Raw genomic sequence first — 19584 nt, forward strand, 5'->3', positions numbered from 1 at the left:
CGGTCAGGCGAGCAGTCCCGAGGACCGCCAGAGCCGCCGGCCGAGGCCCTGCATGAGCCCGATGTCGTCGAGGAAGTCGGTGAGCCGCTTCGCCCCGGCCTGCATGATCTCCCTGCGGTGGCCGCTGGCCTTCACCTGGGCGACGGCCGCCCGCCGGTCGAGGCCGACGTTCGTGTACACCTCGGGGTTGACGAAGGCGACGGAGAAGACCCGCGCGGCCTCCCCGGCGCTGAGGCTGGTCAGCTGCCGCTCCCAGCGGGGCGCGGTCGCCATCTGCCGCCGCAGCTCCTCACGCGCGTACCGCACGTGCCTGGCCTCCTCGACCACATGGATACGGGTCACCCCGCGCACCAGCGTCTGGACGCGCTCGTCGGGGAAGGTGAGCCGCTGCATCCAGTCGAGGATCTCCTCGCCGAGGAGCGTGCAGGCGAAGGAGCCGGGCGTCGTGGAGACGGTCTTCAGGACCCGCGCGAGGTTGTGGTCGAGGCGCGAGACGGGGTACGCCGGCGCCCCGCCCTTGTGGATCATGCGCGCGAACATCATCGAGTGGCGGCACTCGTCGGCGATCTCGGTGAGCGCGTAGCGGACGTGCGCGCTGGTCAGCGACTTGTCGTAGATGTGGCGCACGAGGAGCTGCATCAGGATGACCTCGAACCAGATGCCCAGCGAGGCGAGGGACGCGGCCTCGTGACGGGCGAGGTCGAAGCGCTGCTCCTCGGACATCCGCTCCCACATCGGGGTGTCGTAGAGCGAGACGAGTTCCGGCGGCCAGAACCACTTGCCCTCTTCGAGCGGTGCGTCCCAGTCGAGGTCCCTGTCGGGGTCGAAGGAGTGCTTCGCGGACGACTCCAGGAGCCGGAGGGCGGTCTGTTCCCGGTCCCTGAGCGGGCCGAGCGCGTCCCGCAGCCCCTGGAGCGAGACGTCTTCCGGCACGGTCGTCATGGCGGGTACCTGCCTTGTCGTCGGTGAGGCGCCGGAGACGGGGGTTACCGGCGGTCATCTCTTATGAGACTGCCTGTCAGCAAGGGCGTCAATCCCTCGCGCGCGACTTGTTGACCCTGTGTCCAGGAGCGTGTGAGCCTGCCTGTATGGCGACGCATGAGCTCTACACCAAGCCACCCGGAGAGCCCAACTGGCAGATCCCGTCGGCCGGTTCGGCCCGGCTCAGCTGGGAGTACGACGAAGGGCGCGACCGCCTCCTCGCCCTCTACCAGAAGGGCAAGGACAAGCAGTGGGACGGCGCCACGCGCATCGACTGGGACCTGGAGGTCGACCCGCTCGACCCCCTCGGCGCCCCCGACGAGTCACTGGCGCTGCACGGCACCCCCCACTGGGCGAAGATGACGGAACGGGACAAGGGCGAGCTGCGCAAGCACTACGCCTCCTGGCAGTTCAGCCAGTTCCTCCACGGCGAGCAGGGCGCGATGGTGTGCGCGGCGCGCATCGTGGAGTCGGCGCCCGACCTGGACGCGAAGTTCTACTCCGCGACCCAGACCATGGACGAGGCCCGGCACGCCGAGATCTACGGCCGCTTCCTGCACGAGAAGATCGGCATGCTCTATCCCGTCGACGACAACCTCCGCTCGCTCCTCGACGACACCCTGCGCGACTCCCGCTGGGACATGCCCTACCTCGGCATGCAGGTCCTCATCGAGGGCCTCGCGCTCGCCGCGTTCGGCATGATCCGCGACACCACGACCAAGCCGCTGCCGCAGCAGATCCTCGCGTACGTGATGCAGGACGAGGCCCGGCACGTCGCCTTCGGGCGGATGGCGCTGCGCGACCACTACAAGCAGCTCACGGACGCGGAGCTGCGCGAGCGCGAGGAGTTCGTCATCGAGGGCTGCTCCCTCATGCGCGACCGGCTGCGCGGGGTCGAGGTCCTGGAGAACTTCGGCGTCCCCAGGGCGCAGGCCGAGGAGTACAGCGAGCAGTCCGAGTTCCTCGCGCTCTTCCGGCAGCTGCTCTTCAGCCGCATCGTGCCCTGCGTCAAGGACATCGGCCTGTGGGGCAAACGCCTCCAGCAGGCGTACGTGGACATGGGCGTCTTCGAGATGGGCGACCACAACCTCGACCAGCTCATGCTCCAGGACGAGGAGATCGCCGAGAAGCTGGACGCGGAGCGCTTCGCGGCCGAGGAGCACGCGCGCGTGACCGAGGTGGCAGAGACCATCGCCGCGGGCGGCGACGGATAGCGGCGACCGCGCGGACCGCTCAGGGACCGCCGTCCGCGTCCGCCGCCGCCTTCAGGGCCGCCTCCATCACGGCCCTGGCGATCGGCGCCGCGCTGCCGCCGCCGCTGATGTCACCGCGGTCCGCCGCCGCGTCCTCGATCACCACCGCCACCGCCACCGAGGGCTCGATGTCGCCCGGCGCCTGCGCCCAGGAGATGAACCACGCGTACGGCGTCCCGTTGTTGTCGACGCCGTGCTGCGCCGTGCCCGTCTTGCCGCCGACAACCACCCCGGGGATGGCGGCGTTGGCCCCCGTGCCCTTCTCGACGACGTCCGTCATCAGCTCCCGCAGCCGCATGGCGGTCGCCGGGTGCATCGCCTGGCGCAGGGTGCGCTGCCCCGTGGTGGCGACGAGGTCGCCGTCGTCCGTGGTCGTCCGGTCCACCAGGTGCGGGGCCCGGACCGAGCCGCCGTTCGCGACGGCCGCCGAGACCATCGCCATCTGCAGCGGCGTCGCCCGCGTGTCGTACTGCCCGATGGCCGAGAGCGCGAGCTGCGCCTTGTCCAGGGAGGTGTCGAAGTTACTGCGCGCCACGGCGGAGGGGATGCGCAGGTCCGCGTCGTTGAATCCGAAGTTCCGCGCGGTGCGGACCATCGGTTCGAGCCCCGTGTCCACCCCGAGCTTGGCGAAGACCGTGTTGCACGACCACTGGAACGCCTGCCGCAGCGAGGCGTCCGCGCAGCCGTCCCCCTCGTTCGTGAGCCGCGTACGGGTGCCGGGCAGCGTGTACGGGTCGGGGGACCTGGTCGGCGCGTCCAGATCCGTCACGGTCCCCGAGTCGAGCGCGGCGGCGGCCGTGACCACCTTGAACGTCGACCCCGGCGGATAGGTCCTGCGGATCGCGCGGTTCAGCATCGGCTTCTCACGGGCGCGGTTCAGCTCGGCCCAGGAGTCCGCCACCGCCGAGCCGGTGCCCGACAGCCGCTCCGGATCGTACGAGGGGGCGCTGACCAGGGCGAGGATCTTCCCCGTCGAGGGTTCGAGCGCGGCGACCGCGCCCCGCTTGCCGCCGAGACCGGAGAAGGCGGCGCGCTGCACCGCCGCCCTGATGGTGGTCCGCACCTCGCCGCCCGGACTCCGTGCCCGCGTCAGGTCGTTCCAGAGCGGCAGCGGGGCGAGCATCGGATCGGTGCCGGACAGGAGACCGTCCTCGGCTTCCTCGAGGAGGGAGGTGCCGTAGACCTGCGAGGCGAAGCCGGTCACGGGCGCGTACAACGGGCCGTTGGCGTAGGTGCGTTCGTAGCGGAGCTGCTCCCCGGTGTCCTTGGAGCCGGTGACCGGGCGCCCGTCGACCAGGATGTCGCCGCGCGGCTGGCCGAAGCGGGCGATGGGCACGCGCCGGTTGGCGGGGTTGGTCTCCAGGGACCCGGCCTCGACGAGCTGGACGCGGACGGCGTTGACGAGCAGGGCGGCGAGCAGCAGCGCGCAGAGCACGGCGGCGTGCCGGATGTGCCGGGTCACCCGCCCTCCCGGGCCGCGAGCCGTCCGCGGGCCGAGTCGCTGACCCGGATGAGCAGCGCCACGATGATCCAGTTGGTGACGACCGACGAACCGCCCTGCGCGAGGAACGGCATCGCCATGCCGGTGAGCGGGATGAGCCCCATCACGCCGCCCGCGATGACGAAGACCTGGAGGGCGATGATCGTGGCGAGCCCGATCGCGAGCAGCTGCCCGAAGGGGTCGCGCACGTCGAGCCCGGCGCGGTAGCCGCGCTCGACGAGCAGGGCGTAGAGGACGAAGACCGCGCAGAGGCCCGCGAGCCCCAGCTCCTCGCCCGCCGTGGCCAGGATGAAGTCGGACTTCGCGGCGAAGCCGATGAGGATGGAGTGGCCGCTGCCGAGCCCGGCGCCGAGCATCCCGCCGGCGGCGAACGCGAAGAGGGACTGGGCCAGTTGATTGGGCCCCGCGCCCGCGTCGATCGAGGCGAACGGGTCGAGCCAGTCCTGGACGCGGCCGTGCACGTGCGGTTCGAACGAGCCGACGGCGTACGCGCCGAGCGCCGCGAGCAGCAGGCCGACCGCGATCCAGCCGGTGCGGCCCGTGGCGACGTACAGGAGGGTCACGAAGAGGCCGAAGAAGAGCAGGGAGGTGCCGAGGTCGCGCTCCAGGACCAGGACGCCGACGCTCAGCAGCCAGATCGCGACGACGGGCCCGAGCACGCGTCCGGTGGGCAGGTGCAGGCGGGTGAACCGCAGGACGGTGCGGCCGGCGCCGGCGAGGGCGCCGCGGTTGGCCGCCAGGTAGCTGGCGAAGAAGACGGCGAGCAGGACCTTGGCGAACTCGCCCGGCTGGATGGAGAGTCCGCCGAACCTGATCCAGATGCGGGCGCCGTTCACGGCGGGGAAGAAGATCGGCACGATCATCAGGGCCAGCGCGGCGACGACGGAGACGTAGGCGTAGCGCTGGAGCAGCCGGTGGTCGCGCAGCAGGAGCACGACGGTAATGAAGAGCGCGACGCCGGCGGTGGACCAGATGAGCTGGGCGGGCGCGGCCTCGTCGTGCGGTGTCTCCAGGTCGAGACGGTAGATGAGCACCAGGCCGAGCCCGTTGAGGAGCACCGCGATGGGCAGCGGCAGCGGATCGGCGTACGGGGCGCGGAGCCGGACGGCGAGGTGCGCGAGGAGGGCGAGCAGTCCGAGCCCGGCGCCGTACCCCGCGGCGCCGGGTGGGACGGAGCCGTGTCTGGCCAGGCCGACGGCGCAGTAGCCGTACACGCAGAGCAGGACGGCGAGGACGAGCAGGGCCAGTTCGGCGCCGCGGCGCCGGGGGACACGGGCGGCGGGCACCGTGGGGGGTGCGGAGGCCACGCGTGTTCCGGTCATGCCGGGAACGTAGCAAGCGACGAGCCCTGAAGTCCGTTTATGTCGCCTATGTCGGCCAAGTGGGGCGGGCCGCTGTCAGCACCAGCGCGGCACCTTGCCGATGTTGACGATGTAGTGCGCGGAACCCCACGCCCAGGTGCCGTCGGTGAGCAGGTACCAGAGGTCGTTGTTGCCCACCCGGTCGCCCCGCGTCTTGCAGAAGATGGTGACGACCTTGCCGTACGGCACGCTGCGGATCACGCGGCTGCCGCGGTGGGGGGCGTTGCGGAGCAGCAGGCCGTTCTTGGCGATGACGCGGCCCTTGTAGACGGGGGCCTTGTTGCCGGCGGTGTCCGCGGCGGCGGCGGGTCCGGTGAGGGGGAGTGCGGCGAGGGCGCCGCCGGCGGCCAGTACGCCGAGCCGGGTGGCAGTGGTTCGCAGGGGCATGGGTTCTCCTCCGAGGGGCGAACGGGGCGGCCTCCGGCGCATGCGCGTGAGCCGCGGTGGGAGACGGCTTCCGGGAACTGCCCATAAGCCGCAACTCACAGTAAAAGCGGCACGGTGCGTGCGCAAAAGCTCACGCCCCGCTGCGGGGCCCGCCCTCGCCGGGGCCGCGCCCGTCCCTCTTCTCCGGCGGTCTCCCGCCGCCGTGGTCCGGGTCCGCCGCGCCCGCCTCGTCGGCCGACTCCTCGTAGGGCAGCCGCAGGGTCGCGACGGCGCCGCCGTCGGGGGCGTTGGCGAAGGTCAGCCGGGCGCCGAGGACCGCGGCCTGGCCGAGCGCGATGGTCAGCCCGAGGCCGTGCCCCTTGGTCGTGCCCTCCGTCCTGAAGCGCTGCGGGCCGTGCTCCACGAGGTAGCCGGGGTAGCCGCCGCCGTGGTCCCGCACGGTGACCACGGGCCCGTCGACCGAGACCCGCACCGGCGCCCTGCCGTGCTTGAGGGCGTTGCCGACGAGGTTGCCGAGGACCCGTTCCAGACGCCGCCGGTCCGTCTCCACGGTGACGTCGCGGACGACGGTGAACTCCACCCCCTCGCCCGAGGCCCGCGCCACGCGCTCCGCCAGTGGAGCGAGGCGGTGCGCGTCGAGGTCCACCCGCTCGCTCCTCGCGTCGAGCCGGGAGATCTCCAGGAGGTCCTCGGTCAGGACGCGCAGGGCGGCCACCCGGTCCCGCACCAGCTCCGTCGGCCGCCCCGGCGGCAGCAGCTCCGCCGCGGCGTGCAGGCCGGTCAGCGGCGTCCGCAGCTCGTGCGCCACGTCGGCGGTGAACCGCTGCTCGCTCAGGAGCTTGCCCTGGAGCGAGGAGGCCATGGTGTCGAGCGCCCCGGCGACCGCGGCGACCTCGTCCTGGCGGCGCGCCGGCTCCTTGGTGCGGGGGTCGTTGACGCGGGCGTCCAGGGCGCCCCTGCTGATCTTCCTCGCGACCTGCGCCGTCAGATGCAGCCGCCGGGTCACACGGGTCACGGCGAACGCCCCGACCAGCAGCGTCGCGCCGATCGCGAGCACGGAGGAGCCGAGGATCGCCCGGTCGAGCCCGTCGATGGTGCGGGCGCCCTGCGCGTAGTCCACCTGGACGGCGAGCGCCCGGCCCCCGTCCGCGGGCCCGGCCGCCCACATGGTCGGCCGCGACTCGTGGGCGGCGACCATCGTGCCGCGCTCACCGCCCACCGCGAGGTCCCGCAGCCGCTCGGGCAGCCCGTCCGGGTCGACGCCCGCGCCGGGCCCGAGCCGGTCGCCCGCCTCGTACCGCTCGGTGACCTCTTCGAGGCGCGAGAGCGCGCGCTCCCGTGCCTGGCCGACGGTCTGGTCGGTCACCGAGACGTGCACGAGCGCGCCGAGCAGGGCCGCGAGCGCGCAGCACATGACGGTGATGAAGACGGCGGCCTTCCAGGTGAGCGACGCCGTCCAGGCGGGGAACCGCGGTCCGCGCGGCCGCCGCCGGCTCATCGCCCGCCGCTCTCGGACGGCGTGGCCCCCGGGCTCGCCGAAGGGGAGGGGCGCGGGGTGCGCGGCCGTGGCGCGTCCGGCGCCCGCACGATCTCGTCGCTCGTCGGCAGCATCGCCTTCTGGTGGGCGTCCCAGGACCAGACCGTGTGGTACTCGTATCCCGGGAGGCTGGAGACGGCCCGGATGATCAGGTCGCGCCCGGCGAGCTCCACTCCGAGCACGGCGTCGCTCATCTCCATGATCTGCGTGAGCTGCCGCCCCTCCTCGGCGTACACACGGATGTCGAGGTTGTCGTCGGACGTGGAGACGCCGACGATCAGATCGTCCTTGTCGTCGCCCGTCAGATCCCGGTAGTACGCCTTGAGCACCGGGCACCGCTCCCGGGTGCCGGTGCTCTCCGCGGCGCAGTCCGCCAGGCGGTCGAGGGTCTTGCGGTAGGCGCTGTCGGAGGTCTCGTACATCCCCGGGTTCTCCTGGTAGTCCGCGCGGACGACGTCCACCGGGTCCACCTCGCGCAGGTCGCCGCCGGGCACCTCGACGCCCTCGACCTTCACCGCCTCTATGGCGCCGTAGTCCTCCGCGGGCGCGGAAGGGGGCGGCAGGTCGGGCCAGAGGTGCGTGGGGCCCTGGGCGGTGGGCGTCGGCCCGGCGCCGCGCAGACCGCCCGGGTCGCCGCAGCCGCCGGCCAGCAGGACGACGGCAGCGGCGAGCGCGGTCGCGAGCGCGGGCCGGCTGCGGTTCACTGCACTCCTGCCTGCCGCGGGGCGCGGCCTGTCGTGGCGCCAGGCCTGTCGTCACGTCACCTGGTCGGCGTAGAGGACGATGGTGTCAGAGGTCTCCCGCCCACGATCGGCCCGCCACGGCCGAGCGGGCACGACACGGGTCGCACGGACGCCCCGTACACCTTATGGCGGGAGAAGTCCCCCTTGTCCACCTGCCGGTCCTCCGGCGGCCGTGCGCCGGTCTCCCCGCGTCCGGCGCGGCGCCGGCGCCCGACCGGCCACGACCGGCGTGAACGCGCCTCAACCGCGCCTGTGCGCCGCCGGGTTCTTGCACCGGCGGCGCACGGGCTGTTCCCATGGTCGGGGGGTGTTGCGGCATGAGCGGACTGCGCGTCCTACCGGCCTGGCGGCACGGGCAGGAGCGGTGGTACGTCCTCGGCGCGGACGGCGGGACCGTGGCGTGGTACGACCGCGACTCCGCCCGCGTCAACCTCATCGGCGAGCACCGCGAAGAGGACGTCCTGCGCGCCCTCGGCCCCTTCCTGACCGGCCATGTCACGGTCGGCCCGCCGCCGCTGCCGACCCCCGCCGAGATGACCCGCCTCGCGCTCCACCCCGACGACGACCTCGCGCCCAACCGCCCCGGCGAGGCACTGCACATCGCCCTGGAGCGCGAGGCTCCGCCCGCCCGGCGGCTGCGCTCCGACGCCCGCCACCGCGCGCTCACCGCGGAGCGTGCGGTCGGCGGCGCCCTCGAGGAGCTCGAAGGGGCGGGCTGGCGGGTGCTGCACTCGGTGCCGCTGCCCGGCGGCGCCCGCATCCACCACCTGCTGATCGGTCCCGGCGGCCTCTTCTGCGTGGCCGCGCTCGCCGTGCGCAGGCGCCGGGTCCGCATCGCCGACCCGATGGTCACCGTCGGCCGGGGCCGGCCCGCCCCGCTGCTGCGCACGCTCCGCTCCGACGCCGGACGCGCCTCCTTCGCGCTGACCGCCGAGGTGCGGCCCGTCCTGGCGCTCGCGGGCACGGGCGCGGCCGACCTCGGCGTGGCGGCGCCGCCACGCGACGTGCGGGTGCTGCGGGACGGCGACCTGGCCTCGCTCGCCCGCCTCGGCGGCCAGCTGAAGCCGGCCGACGTGGAGGCCCTGCACGCCCTGGCCAGGGACCGCCACACCTGGCGGCGCGTCTGAGGCGCCGCTCCCCCTCCGGTCAGCTCACAGGTTGTCCCCCCAGCCGCCCTGGATCATGGTCTGGAAGGCCCAGGAGCCGCCGCGCCTGATCAGGATGTCCGCGTAGCGCAGGCGCTGCGTCCCCTCGTCCGTCGTCATCACCGAGTCGGTGAACACGACGGCCATCGCGGGGGAGAGGAAGACCGGTGTGCGCGTGGACTCGAAGGTGATGTCCGCGCTGCCCTCCCCCATCACGTGCGTCATCGTCGCCACGAACTGCTCCCGGTCCCACTGCGCCGCCCGTCCGTCGCCCGCGGAGTCGTCGCTGACGAGGTTGAGCGGGAAGGCGGCCAGGTCGGCCATGCGCTCCACGTCGCGCTTCGCGCTGTGGGCGTCGTACTCGGCGAACCAGGCGTCCAGGCTCGCGCGGTCCTCGTCGGTCGGGATGTATCCGGTCTCGGGCAGAACGGTCATGCGGTCTCCTTCGTTCGGCTGTCGCGGTGTCGCGGCGTGCTGTCGTCAAGTTTGACTACTGACGCAGAAGGTATGCCTCGCAAGGCGTCTAGTCAAACTTGATTAAGCGTGACGCCCGTCACACGGGTGTTCCCTGGGTGGCTGCCCGTCAGCGGAAGCGGACCACGACCGCCGTCGCGTGCCGTGTGGTGTTCTGCCGGACCTCGGCCATGACCGCCGGCTCCTCCGGCAGTGCCGCGTACGTGATCTCGCCGATGCCGATCGCCGTCGCCACCCCCTCGCCCGCCGGGTCCGGCAGCACCCGGGAGGCCTCCGCGCGCACCTCGGGGGAGAGCGGCGACGACACCACCGGGGCGCCGTCGCCGGGCAGGGCGAGGACGAGCGCCTGGGGACGCCCCGGAGGTCCCGTGCAGCCGATCACCACGGCGTCCCGGGTGTCGCTGTGCCGCAGCTTCAGCCACGCGCGCGTGCCGCTCCGGTACGCCCCGTCGAGCCGCTTCGCCACCAGCCCCTCGACACCGGTCTCCGGCAGCGTCTCGTACCAGGTCAGCGCGGTGTCCCGGTCGGTCGTCGACGGAACCGCCTGGAGCGGCGGCCCCCAGGGCGCGAGCAGCCGTACGAGGCGGGCGCGCCGTTCCGCGTACGGCAGCCGGCGGCAGTCGTCGCCGCCCTCCGCGAGCAGGTCGAACGCCGCGTACGACGCGGGCAGGGCGCGCGCGAGGGCGCCCGCGCGCAGCGGGGTCGCCGCTGCCCGCTGCTGCACGGCGGCGAAGTCGATGCGCCCGCCGGACCAGACCACGACCTCGCCGTCGAGGACGGCGCCCGCGGGCAGCCGGGCCGCGGCGCGCTCCAGGTCCGGGAAGGCCGCGGTGACGTCGCGCCCGGAGCGGGCCTGGAGCGTCACCTGCCCGGCCTCGTCCAGGAGGATGACCATGCGGTGACCGTCGAACTTGGGTTCGTACGCCCAGCCGTCCCCCTCCGGCAGCGCGGTCACGCTCTCCGCCAGGGCGACCCGCACCGGCTGCCGCAGGGTCATCGCGCGCTCCCCGTCGGCAGCGCCCTGGCCAGCCCGCGGTCGAAGAGGGGGGCCAGCAGGTCGCCGCCGTGTTCCGCGACGCGGGGCGCGATGTCGCCCGCGGTGAAGACGAGCTGCCCCGGCTCCTCGCACGCCTCGATCTCCTTCCACGTCACGGGCGCGGAGACGGTCGGCTCGCTGCGGGCCCGCAGGGTGTAGGGGGTGGCGGTCGTCTTGGCGGCGGCGTTCTGGCTGAAGTCGACGAAGACCTTGCCCGGACGCAGGCTCCGCGTCATGCGGTGCACGACCAGCTCGGGGAACTCCTGCTCGGCCTCGACGGCGAGGGCCTTCGCGTACGCCGTGACCCGTTCGGAGGGCGTCGGCTCCAGCGGGGCGAGCAGATGGAGGCCCTTGCTCCCGGACGTCTTCGCGTACACGTGGAACCCGTCGGCCCGCAGCCGGTCCCGCAGCCAGAGCGCGGCCCGGCAGCACTCCACGACGGTGGCCGGTGGGCCCGGGTCGAGGTCGAGCACCAGCCGGTCCGCCCGCGCCGGAGCCTCGGCCCGCCACTGCGGGGTGTGGAACTCCGTCACCGTGTTGGCCGCCCACATCAGCGAGGCCAGATCCTGCACGAGGACCTGGCGGGTGGCGCCGTCGGAGCGCGTCACCTCGGCGGTCGGCAGCCAGTCGGGGGCGCCCGGCGGCACGTTCTTGGCGAAGAAGCTCTGGCCTTCGGGCCCGTCGGGGTAGCGCAGGAAGGAGACGGGACGGTCGCGGAGGTGGGGGAGGAGGACCTCGGCCGTGGCCGCGTAGTAGTGCAGCACCTCGCCCTTGGTGAAGCCGCTCGCGGGATAGATGACCTTGTCCAGGTTGCTGAGCGAGAGCCTTCGCCCCTCCACCTCTGTGATCGGCGTCATACGATGAGAGTCGCACAAATCGCCACAAACTCCTCGACGCGAAATGAGAGGTGCCGGACGTGCGGTCGATCTGGAACGGCGCGATCTCCTTCGGCCTGGTCAGCATCCCCGTCAAACTGGTGAACGCCACCGAGAACCACTCGGTCTCCTTCCGCCAGGTCCACATGGAGGACGGCGGACGCATCCGCTACCGCAAGGTGTGCGAGGCGGAGGACCGCGAGGTGGATTCGGCGGAGATCGGCAAGGGGTACCAGGACGCGGACGGCTCGATCATCCCGATCACGGACGAGGACCTGGCCTCGCTGCCGATCCCCACGGCCAAGACGATCGAGATCGTCGCGTTCGTCCCCGCGGACCGCGTCGACCCGCTCCAGATGGACACCGCGTACTACCTCTCGGCCAACGGGGTGCCCGCCACCAAGCCGTACACGCTGCTGCGCGAGGCGCTCAGGCGGACCGACAAGGTGGCCCTCGCGCGGTACGCGCTCCGGGGCCGGGAACGGCTCGGCATGCTGCGCGTGGTCGACGACGTGATCGCCATGCACGGGCTGCTGTGGCCCGACGAGATCCGGGAGCCGGAAGGGGCGGCGCCCGACGCGCGCGTCACGGTCCGCGACGCCGAACTCGACCTGGCGGACGCCCTGATGGACACGCTCGGCGAGGTCGACATCGCCACGCTCCACGACGACTACCGCTCGGCGGTCGAGGAACTGGTCGCCGCGAAGGTGCAGGGCGGTACGACGACGGAGCGGGCCCCCGCCGCCGATACGGGCGGCGGCAAGGTCATCGACCTCATGGCCGCCCTGGAGAACAGCGTCCGGGCGGCGCGCTCGGCGCGGGGCGGGGAGGCGGAAGCCGGGCAGGCCGCCGAGGAGGGCCCGGTCGCGGAGGTGACCCGGCTGTCCTCGCGGGGCGCGAAGCGGGCAGGGAGCGAGGCCGCCCCCGCCAAGGCGCGGGCCCGGGGCGGGGCGGCGGGCAAGGCCGCCCCGACCGGAGCCGCCGCCCGAGGCAGGGCTCCCGCGAGCAAGGCTTCCTCGGGCGGGGCGTCCTCGGGCAAGGCTCCTGCGGGCAGGGCTTCTGCCGCCAAGCCGGCCGCTGCGGGCAGCGCTTCCTCCGCCAAGTCGGCCTCCGCGGCCAAGGATTCACCGGCCGAAGCGGGCGGCGCCGGCTCTCGGGACGGCTCCGCCAAGCGGGCCGGCGCCAAGAAGGCGGCCGCCAAGAAGGCGGCCGCCAAGAAGACGACCACGGGGCGGACCGCCGGAGGGAAGGCGGCCGGAGGGAAGGCCGCCGCAGGGAAGGCGGCTCCGGCTGAGGCGGCTCGGGCCAAGGCGGCTCCGGCTAAGGGCGGAAAGAGCGCGGCCCCGGCGAAGAAGGGCGCCGCCAAGCGCCGCGCGTCGGCGTGATTCCGCCGGGGCGGCGAGACCGGCCCCGGCGGCGCGGTTTACGCGGAGGGGCAAATTGCAAACCGCAGCCGCGACACCTGCGGCCCTCCGGGCGTGAAGCGATGCGCGGCCCGGATTCCCCCCTCACGTAATCCGGTCAAATCACACACTTACCCCCTCGGTGACCCTGTGATCAATGTCACAAAGCCTTGATGGAATTAGGCCTCCGCGCAAGGATTCCTGCGGACGTAAAGGGATTCTTTGAGATTACCGGGGGGTTCAAGGTAAATGGCGGGGAATCCATTCGAAGATGAGAGTGGTCAATATCTGGTGCTCGTCAACGACGAGAACCAGCACGCCCTCTGGCCCGCGCCGCTCGACGTGCCGGCGGGCTGGGAGGTGGCACAAGAGGCGAGTTCACGGGCCGATTCACTGGCCTATGTGGAGCGGAGCTGGACGGACATGCGTCCGGCGAGCCTGATATCCGGTTCCTGACGTGGCCGAACGCGCCGGAGAAGAACGAAATGCGAAAGCGGCGGCAGGAGTAAAGGGGCAGTCAGGGCGTTTCAGTGACGCGGGCCCCTTGCTGCTCGTCTGGTCCGGACAGGCCGTCTCACTGGTCGGAAGCGCCGTTCTCAGATTCGCTTTCATTATCGAGGTCTGGTCGAGCGGCGAGCAGGCGACCGCCGTCACCGCGCTGTCTCTCTGCGCCCTGCTCCCGCAGGCGCTGTTCAGCCCGTTCGCAGGCGCGATAATCGACCGTATCCGCAAACGGTCGGCCCTGCAGATCGCCGACATCGGCGGACTCCTCACCGTCGGAGCCCTCACCCTCGTCCACTTCTTCGGCGGCGGGCTCGAACCGTGGCAGGTCTATCCGGCCACCGTCCTGCTCGGCGTCTCCGCGGCGTTCCAGCTCCCCGCGCTCACCGCCGCCGTGCCGCTCCTGGTGCGCAAGGACCAACTGGGCCGTGCCAACGGCCTGCTGGCCGGGGCCAGGAGCGCCGCGGGCATCTGCGGCCCCGCGCTCGGCGGCGTCATGGTCGCCCTCTCCGGCATCGGCGCCGTCCTCGTCATCGACCTGGCCAGCTACGCCTTCGCGCTGATCGGCGTGCGCATCGTCCGCATGAGGGGCGACAAGGTCCCCGAGGGCGCGGGAGCACCCCGTACGAAGATCACCGCGGAGGCCGTCGACGGGCTCCGCTACCTCTTCCGGCACGCGAGCCTGCGCGACATGACCGTGAACTTCTGCACGGTCAACCTCGTCATGGTCTTCGGCTTCGCCGTCATCCAGCCCATGGTCCTGCTGAAGTCGGGCAACGGCGCGCTCGCCGCGGTGAACAGCGCGATCGGCGTCGGCGGTGTCGTCGGCGGACTGCTGATGGCCGCCTGGGGCGGGCCGAAGAACCGCGGCAGGGGCATGATGCTCGGCATCGTCGGCATGTGCCTGACGGCGCAGCTCGCGATGTCCCTGGCCGGCGGCGTCGCCGGCTGGTGCGCGGCCATGCTGCTCGGCTCGCTGCTCATGACGCTCGTCAACGCCTCGATGCAGGCGATCGTGCAGACCAAGGTGCCCCACGAGTGGCAGGGCAGGGTCTTCGGCGCGGTCATGTTTCTCTCGCAGATCTCCGTGCCGGTGGCCACGGCGGTCTCCGGGCCGCTCGCCGACCACGTCTTCGAACCGCAGGCCGCCGACGGGGCGGGGGTCTTCGTGCTCATCGGCCCCCTGTTCGGCGACGGCCCCGGCAGCGGCATGGCCGGGATGCTCTTCCTCGCGGGCGTGGCGGGGCTCGCGGTGGCGCTGTGGGGTCTCGCGAGCCGTTCGATCAGAGACATCGACGTCCTGCTGCCGGACATCGACGACACCCCCGCCGAGCCGGGCGGGCCGACGGCCGAGGGGGGTGAGAAGGATGACGACGCGGTGCGTGCATGAGCTCTTCGAGGAGCGGGCGGCACGGACGCCCGACGCGACCGCCCTCGTGTACGGGGAGGAAAGGCTGAGTTACGCCGGACTCGACGCGGCGGCGGCCCGGCTGGCGGGCCTGCTCGTGGCGCGCGGCGTGACGCGCGGAGACACCGTGGGCGTCTGTCTGGAGCGCTCCGCGGAACTGGCCGTCGCGGTCCTCGCCACGCTCAAGGCCGGGGCCGGGTACGTGATGCTCGACCCCGGTTTCCCCCCGGCGCGGCTGCGTGACATGGCCGCGGACGCGGGGGTGACGGCGGTCCTCGCCCGGCGGGACGCGCCGCCGGGGCTGTGGACCGAAGCGGCGCCCTCGCCCGAAGCGGCTCCCGCACCCGAAGCCGTGGCTTCGCCCGAAGTTGTGCCCGGCCCCGAAGCGGCTTCCGCACGCGAAGCCGTGCCCGCGCCCGAAGCGGTGCCCGGCCCCGATGCGGTGGCTTCGCCCGAAGCGGCTCCCGCACCCGAAGCCGTGGCCTCGCCCGCAGCCGTGCCCGGTCCCGCAGTCGTGCCCGTGCCCGCGCCCGAAGCGGTGCCCGGCCCCGATGCGGTGGCTTCGCCCGAAGCGGCTCCCGCACCCGAAGCCGTGGCCTCGCCCGCAGCCGTGCCCGGCCCTCACGTCGTGCCCGCGCCCTCGGCCGAAGCCTCGCCCCCGGGCGAAGTCGCCCCCGTCCTCATCCTCGTAGAGGACGCCGCCCAGGCGGACCCGTTGCCTCGCGGGGCCGTCGCCGTGGCGGGGGACGACGTGGCCTGCGTGATGTTCACCTCCGGGTCGACCGGGCGGCCCAAGGGCATCGTCGCCCCGCACCGCGCGGTGACCGCCACGCTGACGGGGCAGGGCTTCGCCTCGTTCGGGCCCGGCGCGGTCTGGCTGCAGTGCGCGCCCGTGTCGTGGGACGCGTTCGCGCTGGAGCTGTGGGGGCCGCTGCTCGGCGGCGGCGCCTGCGTGCTGCACCCGGGGCGCCGCCCCGACCCCGTGGTGATCGCCCGGCTCGTCGCGGCGCACGGCGTGACGTCGATGTACCTGTCCGGGTCGCTGTTCAACGTCGTGGTCGACGAGTACCCACAGGCCATCGCCGGGCTGCGGGAGCTGATCGTCGGCGGCGAGGCGCTCTCGCCCCCGCACGTGGCCCGCGCCCTGGAGCGGCATCCGGGCCTCCGGCTGAGCAACGGCTACGGCCCCGTCGAGTGCATGGTCTTCCTCACCGTCCACCGGATCACCCCCGAAGACGTCCGCGACGGCCGCCCCGTGCCGATCGGCGAGCCGCTGAACGGCAAGCGCCTCCACGTGCTCGACGAGCGGCTGCGGCCGGTCCCCGACGGCGAGCGGGGCGAGCTGTACGCGGCCGGGGCGGGTGTCGCCCGCGGCTACTGCGACGCCGCCCTGACCGCCGAACGCTTCGTGGCCGCGCCTTCCGCGACCGGTGAACGCCTCTACCGCACGGGGGACATGGCCCGCCGCCGCCCCGACGGAGTCCTCGAGTACCTCGGCCGCGCCGACGACCAGGTCAAGATCCGCGGCTTCCGCGTGGAGCCCGGCGAGGTCGAGGCCGTGCTCACCGGCCACCCCGCGGTCGACCGTGCCGCCGTGGTGGCCGCCCGCGCCGACACGGACGGGGAGCGGCGGCTCGTCGCGTACGTGGTGCCCGGCGGCGACCGCTCCCGGCCGCCCACGGAGGCCGGGCTGCGGGCCCACGCGGAGCAGCGGCTCGCCGAGTACCTGGTGCCCGCGGCCTTCGTCGTCCTGGACGCCCTGCCGCTGACCCCGAGCGGCAAGCTGGACCGCGCCGCGCTCCCTGAGCCGCCCCGCGCCCGCCCGGCCACGACCACCGCAGGAGCCGGCACCGGGCACGCCCACGGCGAGACGGTCCGCGCGCTGTGCGCCCTGTTCGCCGACGTCCTGCACGTCCCGGAGGCCGGCGCCGACGACGACTTCTTCGCCCTGGGCGGCCACTCCCTGCTGGCCGCCCGGGTACTCGGCCGCGTCCGCGCCACGCTCGGCGCCGAGCTGGACCTGCGTACGCTCTTCGACGCGCCGACCCCCGCCGCGCTCGCCCCGCACGTCGACGCGGCGGCCAGGATGCCGAAGGCCCCCGAGGCCCCGCCGCGCGAGACCGTGGACGCCGCGGCCCCGCTGCCCGTCTCGCCCGCGCAGGCCCGCCTCTGGTTCCTCGACCGGCTCGGCGCCGGAGTCGCGTACAACCTGCCCATGCTGGTGCGGCTGCGGGGCGAGGTCGACGCGGACGCCCTCGCCGACGCGCTCGGCGACGTGGCCGAGCGGCACGAAGTGCTCCGCACCGTCTTCGACGAGGTGGACGGCGCCCCGGTGCGGCGCGTGCTCGACGGGCCCGCCGCCCGGCCGCCGTTCCGCCAAGTGGTTGTCGGGGAGCAGGAGTTGGACGCAGCCCTACGGGACGCCGTCCGGCGCCGCTTCGACCTGCGGGGCGAACCGCCCGTGCGCGCGGCCCTGTTCAGCGTGCGCGAGCGGCCCGGCGAGCACGCGCTGCTCGTCCTGGCGCACCACATCGCGGGCGACGGCTGGTCCCTGGCCCCGCTCTTCCGCGACCTCACGCGTGCCTACACGGCGCGGACCACCGCCGTCCCGGACGGCCCCGTGCTGCCGCCGCTCCCCGTCCCGTACGCCGAGCACGCCCGCCGCCGGGCCGCCCGTGTCGGCGCCCCGGCCGACCCGGAGTCGCTCGCGGCACGGCAGATCGCGTACTGGCGGCAGCGGCTGAGCGGGCTCGCCCCCGGCGGCCCCCTCGTCCCCCGACGCCAGGACCGCCCCGCCGTGCCCGGCCCCGCCGCGGCCACCCTCGTGCGGCGGCTCGGCGCGGAGGCCCACGCCCGGCTGCTGGACGCCGCCCGCGCCCAGGGCGCCACCCTCTTCATGGCCCTGCACACCGCCCTCGCCGCGGCCCTCGTACGGGCGGGCGCGGGCGAGGACCTGGCGATCGGCGCACCCGTGGCCGGGCGCGCGGCGGACGGCGGCGTCGAGGACGCCGTCGGGTTCTTCGTGAACATGCTCGTGCTGCGCACCGACCTCTCGGGCGACCCCACCGCACGGCAGGCGCTCGCCCGGGTCAAGGAGGCCGACCTCGCCGCCTTCGCCCACCAGGACGTGCCCTTCGAGGACGTCGTGGGCGAGCTCAACCCGGCGCGGACACCCGGCAGGCAGCCGTTCACGGACGTCGTCCTCGCCCTGCAGAACAACGCCCGCGCCGAGGTCGGCCTGCCCGGCGCCGACGCCGGGGTGGAGGTGGTGCGCACCGGCGAGGCCCGCTTCGAACTCCTCGTGGACGTCACCGAGGAGACCGGCCCCGGCGGCGCCCCCGAGGGCCTGACGCTCACCTTCGAGTACCGCTCCGGAAGCCTGGAGGAGCGCTTCGTGGCCTGGCTCGCCGACGCGCTGCCCCAGGCCCTGGAGACGGCCGCCGCCGCGCCGGACACCCGGCTCCGGGAGCTGATCGCCACCGGGCCACCGCGCACGGCGGACCAGAGCGACGCCATCGCCGCGCCGGCGGCGGCGAAGACGCCCGGCGCCAAACCCGCCACCCCGCTGGAACGGGAGATCGCCGCCGTCTGGCGCGACGTCCTCGGCGTCCCCGACGTGGGCCGTGACGAGGACTTCTTCGCCCTGGGCGGCAACTCGCTGCGCGCCGTGCGCGTCGCGGCCCGCCTCACCACCGCCGCACGGACCGCGACGGCCGCGCAGCTCTTCGCCGCGCCCACCGTCGCCGCCCTCGCCGCCGAACTGGAGCGCGCCCCCGCCGCGGCCGCGCCCGCTCCGGCCCCCATACCCCGGCGCCCCCGCGTGCCCCGGCAGCAGGACCAGCAGAGCCACCTCGGCAGGCAGCAGGAGGAGAGACCGTGGACCTCAGCGTGATGTTCTTCGGCGCGGACAGCGGCGCCGCGCCGGGGACCGCTCCACAACCCGGGGCGGGGGGCCACGCGCGGACGTACGAGGACATCCTCACCGTCGCCCGCACCGCCGACCGGCTCGGCTTCCACGCCCTCTGGACCCCCGAGCGCCACTTCCAGCAGGTCGGCCAGGTCTTCCCCAGCCCGCCCGTGCTCGGCGCCGCCCTCGCCGTCGCCACCGAGCGCATCGGCATCCGCGCCGGCAGCGTCGTCCTGCCCCTGCACCACCCGCTGAAGGTCGCCGAGGACTGGGCGGTCGTCGACAACCTCTCGCACGGCAGGGTCGGCCTCTCCGTCGCCACCGGCTGGCACTCCGCCGACTTCACCCTCGCCCCCGGCCACTACGCGGACCGCAGGGAGCGCACCCTGCGCACCATCCCCGAGCTGCGCCGCCTGTGGGCGGGCGAACCGGCCGAGTACCCCGACGGCACCGGGCAGCCGGTCGCCGTCGTGCCGCAGCCCCGGCCCGTCCAGCGCCGACTGCCGCTGTGGGTCACCACCTCCGGCAACCCCGAGACCTGGGAGGCGGCCGGGCGGCTGCGCGCCGGGGTGCTCGGCGCGACCGTCGGGCAGAGCAGGGACGAACTGGCCGGGAAGATCGCCCGCTACCGCGCCGCCTGCGCCGCCGCCCCCGACCAGGCGGGCACCGACGCGCACGGCCGCGTCACGCTGATGGCGCACACCTACGTCGGCGCCGACGACGCCGAGGTGCACCGCCTCGCCGCCGCCCCGCTCAAGGCCTACCTCGGCTCGTACCTGCGCCAGACCGCCGCCAACCGTGCCGAGCAGGCCGCAGGGAGCGCCGAGCTGACGGGCGAACAGCACGCCATGCTCGCGGAGTTCGCCTACCGCCGCTATCTGAACTGGGGCAGCCTGCTCGGCTCGCCCGGCCACTGCGCCAAGATGCTGGCCGACCTGCGCGACCTGGGCGTCGACGAGGTGGCCTGCTTCATCGACTTCGGCATCGGACGCGACGAGGTACTCGCGGGGCTGCACCGCCTCGCCGAGCTGAGAGAGGCCGCACAGTGACCCCGAACCAGCCTTCGACCCCT

16 protein-coding genes are annotated in these 19584 nt (G+C 73.9%); 7 read left to right on the forward strand and 9 right to left on the reverse strand.

Going from position 1 to position 19584, the window contains the following annotated elements:
- Nucleotides 1-3: 3 nt before the first annotated feature.
- Complete coding sequence (locus DCW30_RS19355; protein WP_076684532.1) at nucleotides 4-942, reverse strand: AurF N-oxygenase family protein; 939 nt, start codon at nucleotides 940-942, stop codon at nucleotides 4-6.
- Between the two features lie 146 nt (nucleotides 943-1088).
- Between DCW30_RS19355 and DCW30_RS19360 the strand changes: the two genes are divergently transcribed.
- Nucleotides 1089-2195, forward strand: coding sequence for a ferritin-like domain-containing protein (locus tag DCW30_RS19360; RefSeq protein WP_076684529.1), 1107 nt, complete (start codon nucleotides 1089-1091; stop codon nucleotides 2193-2195).
- A gap of 19 nt (nucleotides 2196-2214) precedes the next feature.
- On the opposite strand, the gene DCW30_RS19365 is transcribed toward DCW30_RS19360, so the two are convergent.
- The 5 genes from DCW30_RS19365 to DCW30_RS19385 all read right to left on the reverse strand — a co-directional run bounded on the left by DCW30_RS19365 (nucleotide 2215) and on the right by DCW30_RS19385 (nucleotide 7724).
- Nucleotides 2215-3696: a peptidoglycan D,D-transpeptidase FtsI family protein gene (locus tag DCW30_RS19365; protein WP_076684527.1), complete on the reverse strand. Its 1482-nt coding sequence runs from the start codon at nucleotides 3694-3696 to the stop codon at nucleotides 2215-2217.
- Complete coding sequence (locus DCW30_RS19370; protein ID WP_062782048.1) at nucleotides 3693-5057, reverse strand: FtsW/RodA/SpoVE family cell cycle protein; 1365 nt, start codon at nucleotides 5055-5057, stop codon at nucleotides 3693-3695. The genes DCW30_RS19365 and DCW30_RS19370 overlap by 4 nt, the downstream gene beginning before the upstream one ends.
- Before the next feature lie 75 nt (nucleotides 5058-5132).
- Nucleotides 5133-5483 carry an SH3 domain-containing protein gene (locus DCW30_RS19375; protein WP_076684525.1) on the reverse strand — a complete coding sequence of 117 codons (351 nt, stop codon included), beginning with the start codon at nucleotides 5481-5483 and terminating at the stop codon, nucleotides 5133-5135.
- A gap of 130 nt (nucleotides 5484-5613) precedes the next feature.
- Complete coding sequence (locus DCW30_RS19380; RefSeq protein WP_079250003.1) at nucleotides 5614-6981, reverse strand: ATP-binding protein; 1368 nt, start codon at nucleotides 6979-6981, stop codon at nucleotides 5614-5616.
- Nucleotides 6978-7724, reverse strand: a complete 747-nt coding sequence (locus tag DCW30_RS19385; RefSeq protein ID WP_076684523.1) for a hypothetical protein — start codon at nucleotides 7722-7724, stop codon at nucleotides 6978-6980. Before DCW30_RS19385 ends, DCW30_RS19380 begins: the two co-directional genes overlap by 4 nt.
- A 356-nt stretch (nucleotides 7725-8080) precedes the next feature.
- Between DCW30_RS19385 and DCW30_RS19390 the strand changes: the two genes are divergently transcribed.
- Complete coding sequence (locus DCW30_RS19390) at nucleotides 8081-8890, forward strand: nuclease-related domain-containing protein (RefSeq protein ID WP_076684520.1); 810 nt, start codon at nucleotides 8081-8083, stop codon at nucleotides 8888-8890.
- Between the two features lie 24 nt (nucleotides 8891-8914).
- Here DCW30_RS19390 and DCW30_RS19395 read toward each other — a convergent pair whose 3' ends face one another.
- The 3 genes from DCW30_RS19395 to ligD form a co-directional block, all read right to left on the reverse strand.
- Complete coding sequence (locus tag DCW30_RS19395; RefSeq protein WP_076684518.1) at nucleotides 8915-9343, reverse strand: DUF4440 domain-containing protein; 429 nt, start codon at nucleotides 9341-9343, stop codon at nucleotides 8915-8917.
- Nucleotides 9344-9491: 148 nt separating this feature from the next.
- Nucleotides 9492-10379, reverse strand: coding sequence for an ATP-dependent DNA ligase (locus DCW30_RS19400; protein ID WP_198503612.1), 888 nt, complete (start codon nucleotides 10377-10379; stop codon nucleotides 9492-9494).
- Nucleotides 10376-11275 (reverse strand): non-homologous end-joining DNA ligase, encoded by a 900-nt coding sequence (gene ligD / locus DCW30_RS19405; RefSeq protein WP_076684515.1) that lies wholly within the window; start codon nucleotides 11273-11275, stop codon nucleotides 10376-10378. The genes DCW30_RS19400 and ligD overlap by 4 nt, the downstream gene beginning before the upstream one ends.
- 59 nt (nucleotides 11276-11334) lie before the next feature.
- Between ligD and ku the strand changes: the two genes are divergently transcribed.
- From ku to DCW30_RS19430, 5 genes are all read left to right on the forward strand, one after another.
- Complete coding sequence (gene ku / locus DCW30_RS19410) at nucleotides 11335-12678, forward strand: non-homologous end joining protein Ku (protein WP_079250360.1); 1344 nt, start codon at nucleotides 11335-11337, stop codon at nucleotides 12676-12678.
- 267 nt (nucleotides 12679-12945) lie between these two features.
- Nucleotides 12946-13152 carry an MbtH family protein gene (locus tag DCW30_RS19415; protein ID WP_076684510.1) on the forward strand — a complete coding sequence of 69 codons (207 nt, stop codon included), beginning with the start codon at nucleotides 12946-12948 and terminating at the stop codon, nucleotides 13150-13152.
- A gap of 88 nt (nucleotides 13153-13240) precedes the next feature.
- Entirely contained in the window at nucleotides 13241-14587 is a 1347-nt protein-coding gene (locus DCW30_RS19420) for an MFS transporter (protein ID WP_076684508.1), read from the forward strand.
- A complete protein-coding gene (locus DCW30_RS19425) occupies nucleotides 14580-18497 on the forward strand; it encodes an AMP-binding protein (protein WP_076684506.1) in 3918 nt (1305 codons plus the stop codon). Before DCW30_RS19420 ends, DCW30_RS19425 begins: the two co-directional genes overlap by 8 nt.
- Nucleotides 18482-19561 (forward strand): MupA/Atu3671 family FMN-dependent luciferase-like monooxygenase, encoded by a 1080-nt coding sequence (locus DCW30_RS19430; RefSeq protein WP_076684504.1) that lies wholly within the window; start codon nucleotides 18482-18484, stop codon nucleotides 19559-19561. Before DCW30_RS19425 ends, DCW30_RS19430 begins: the two co-directional genes overlap by 16 nt.
- Nucleotides 19562-19584 lie beyond the last annotated feature (23 nt).

The sequence above is a fragment of the Streptomyces alfalfae genome (assembly GCF_004127445.1).
GTDB lineage: Bacteria > Actinomycetota > Actinomycetes > Streptomycetales > Streptomycetaceae > Streptomyces > Streptomyces alfalfae.

Coding starts and splice junctions, on each gene's coding strand:
- DCW30_RS19360 (WP_076684529.1), top strand. CDS start 1,089: ATGGCGACGCATGAGCTCTACACCAAGCCACCCGGAGAGCCCAACTGG.
- DCW30_RS19395 (WP_076684518.1), bottom strand. CDS start 9,343: ATGACCGTTCTGCCCGAGACCGGATACATCCCGACCGACGAGGACCGC.
- DCW30_RS19370 (WP_062782048.1), bottom strand. CDS start 5,057: ATGACCGGAACACGCGTGGCCTCCGCACCCCCCACGGTGCCCGCCGCC.
- DCW30_RS19355 (WP_076684532.1), bottom strand. CDS start 942: ATGACGACCGTGCCGGAAGACGTCTCGCTCCAGGGGCTGCGGGACGCG.
- DCW30_RS19390 (WP_076684520.1), top strand. CDS start 8,081: ATGAGCGGACTGCGCGTCCTACCGGCCTGGCGGCACGGGCAGGAGCGG.
- DCW30_RS19380 (WP_079250003.1), bottom strand. CDS start 6,981: ATGAGCCGGCGGCGGCCGCGCGGACCGCGGTTCCCCGCCTGGACGGCG.
- DCW30_RS19375 (WP_076684525.1), bottom strand. CDS start 5,483: ATGCCCCTGCGAACCACTGCCACCCGGCTCGGCGTACTGGCCGCCGGC.
- DCW30_RS19400 (WP_198503612.1), bottom strand. CDS start 10,379: ATGACCCTGCGGCAGCCGGTGCGGGTCGCCCTGGCGGAGAGCGTGACC.
- ligD (WP_076684515.1), bottom strand. CDS start 11,275: ATGACGCCGATCACAGAGGTGGAGGGGCGAAGGCTCTCGCTCAGCAAC.
- DCW30_RS19415 (WP_076684510.1), top strand. CDS start 12,946: ATGGCGGGGAATCCATTCGAAGATGAGAGTGGTCAATATCTGGTGCTC.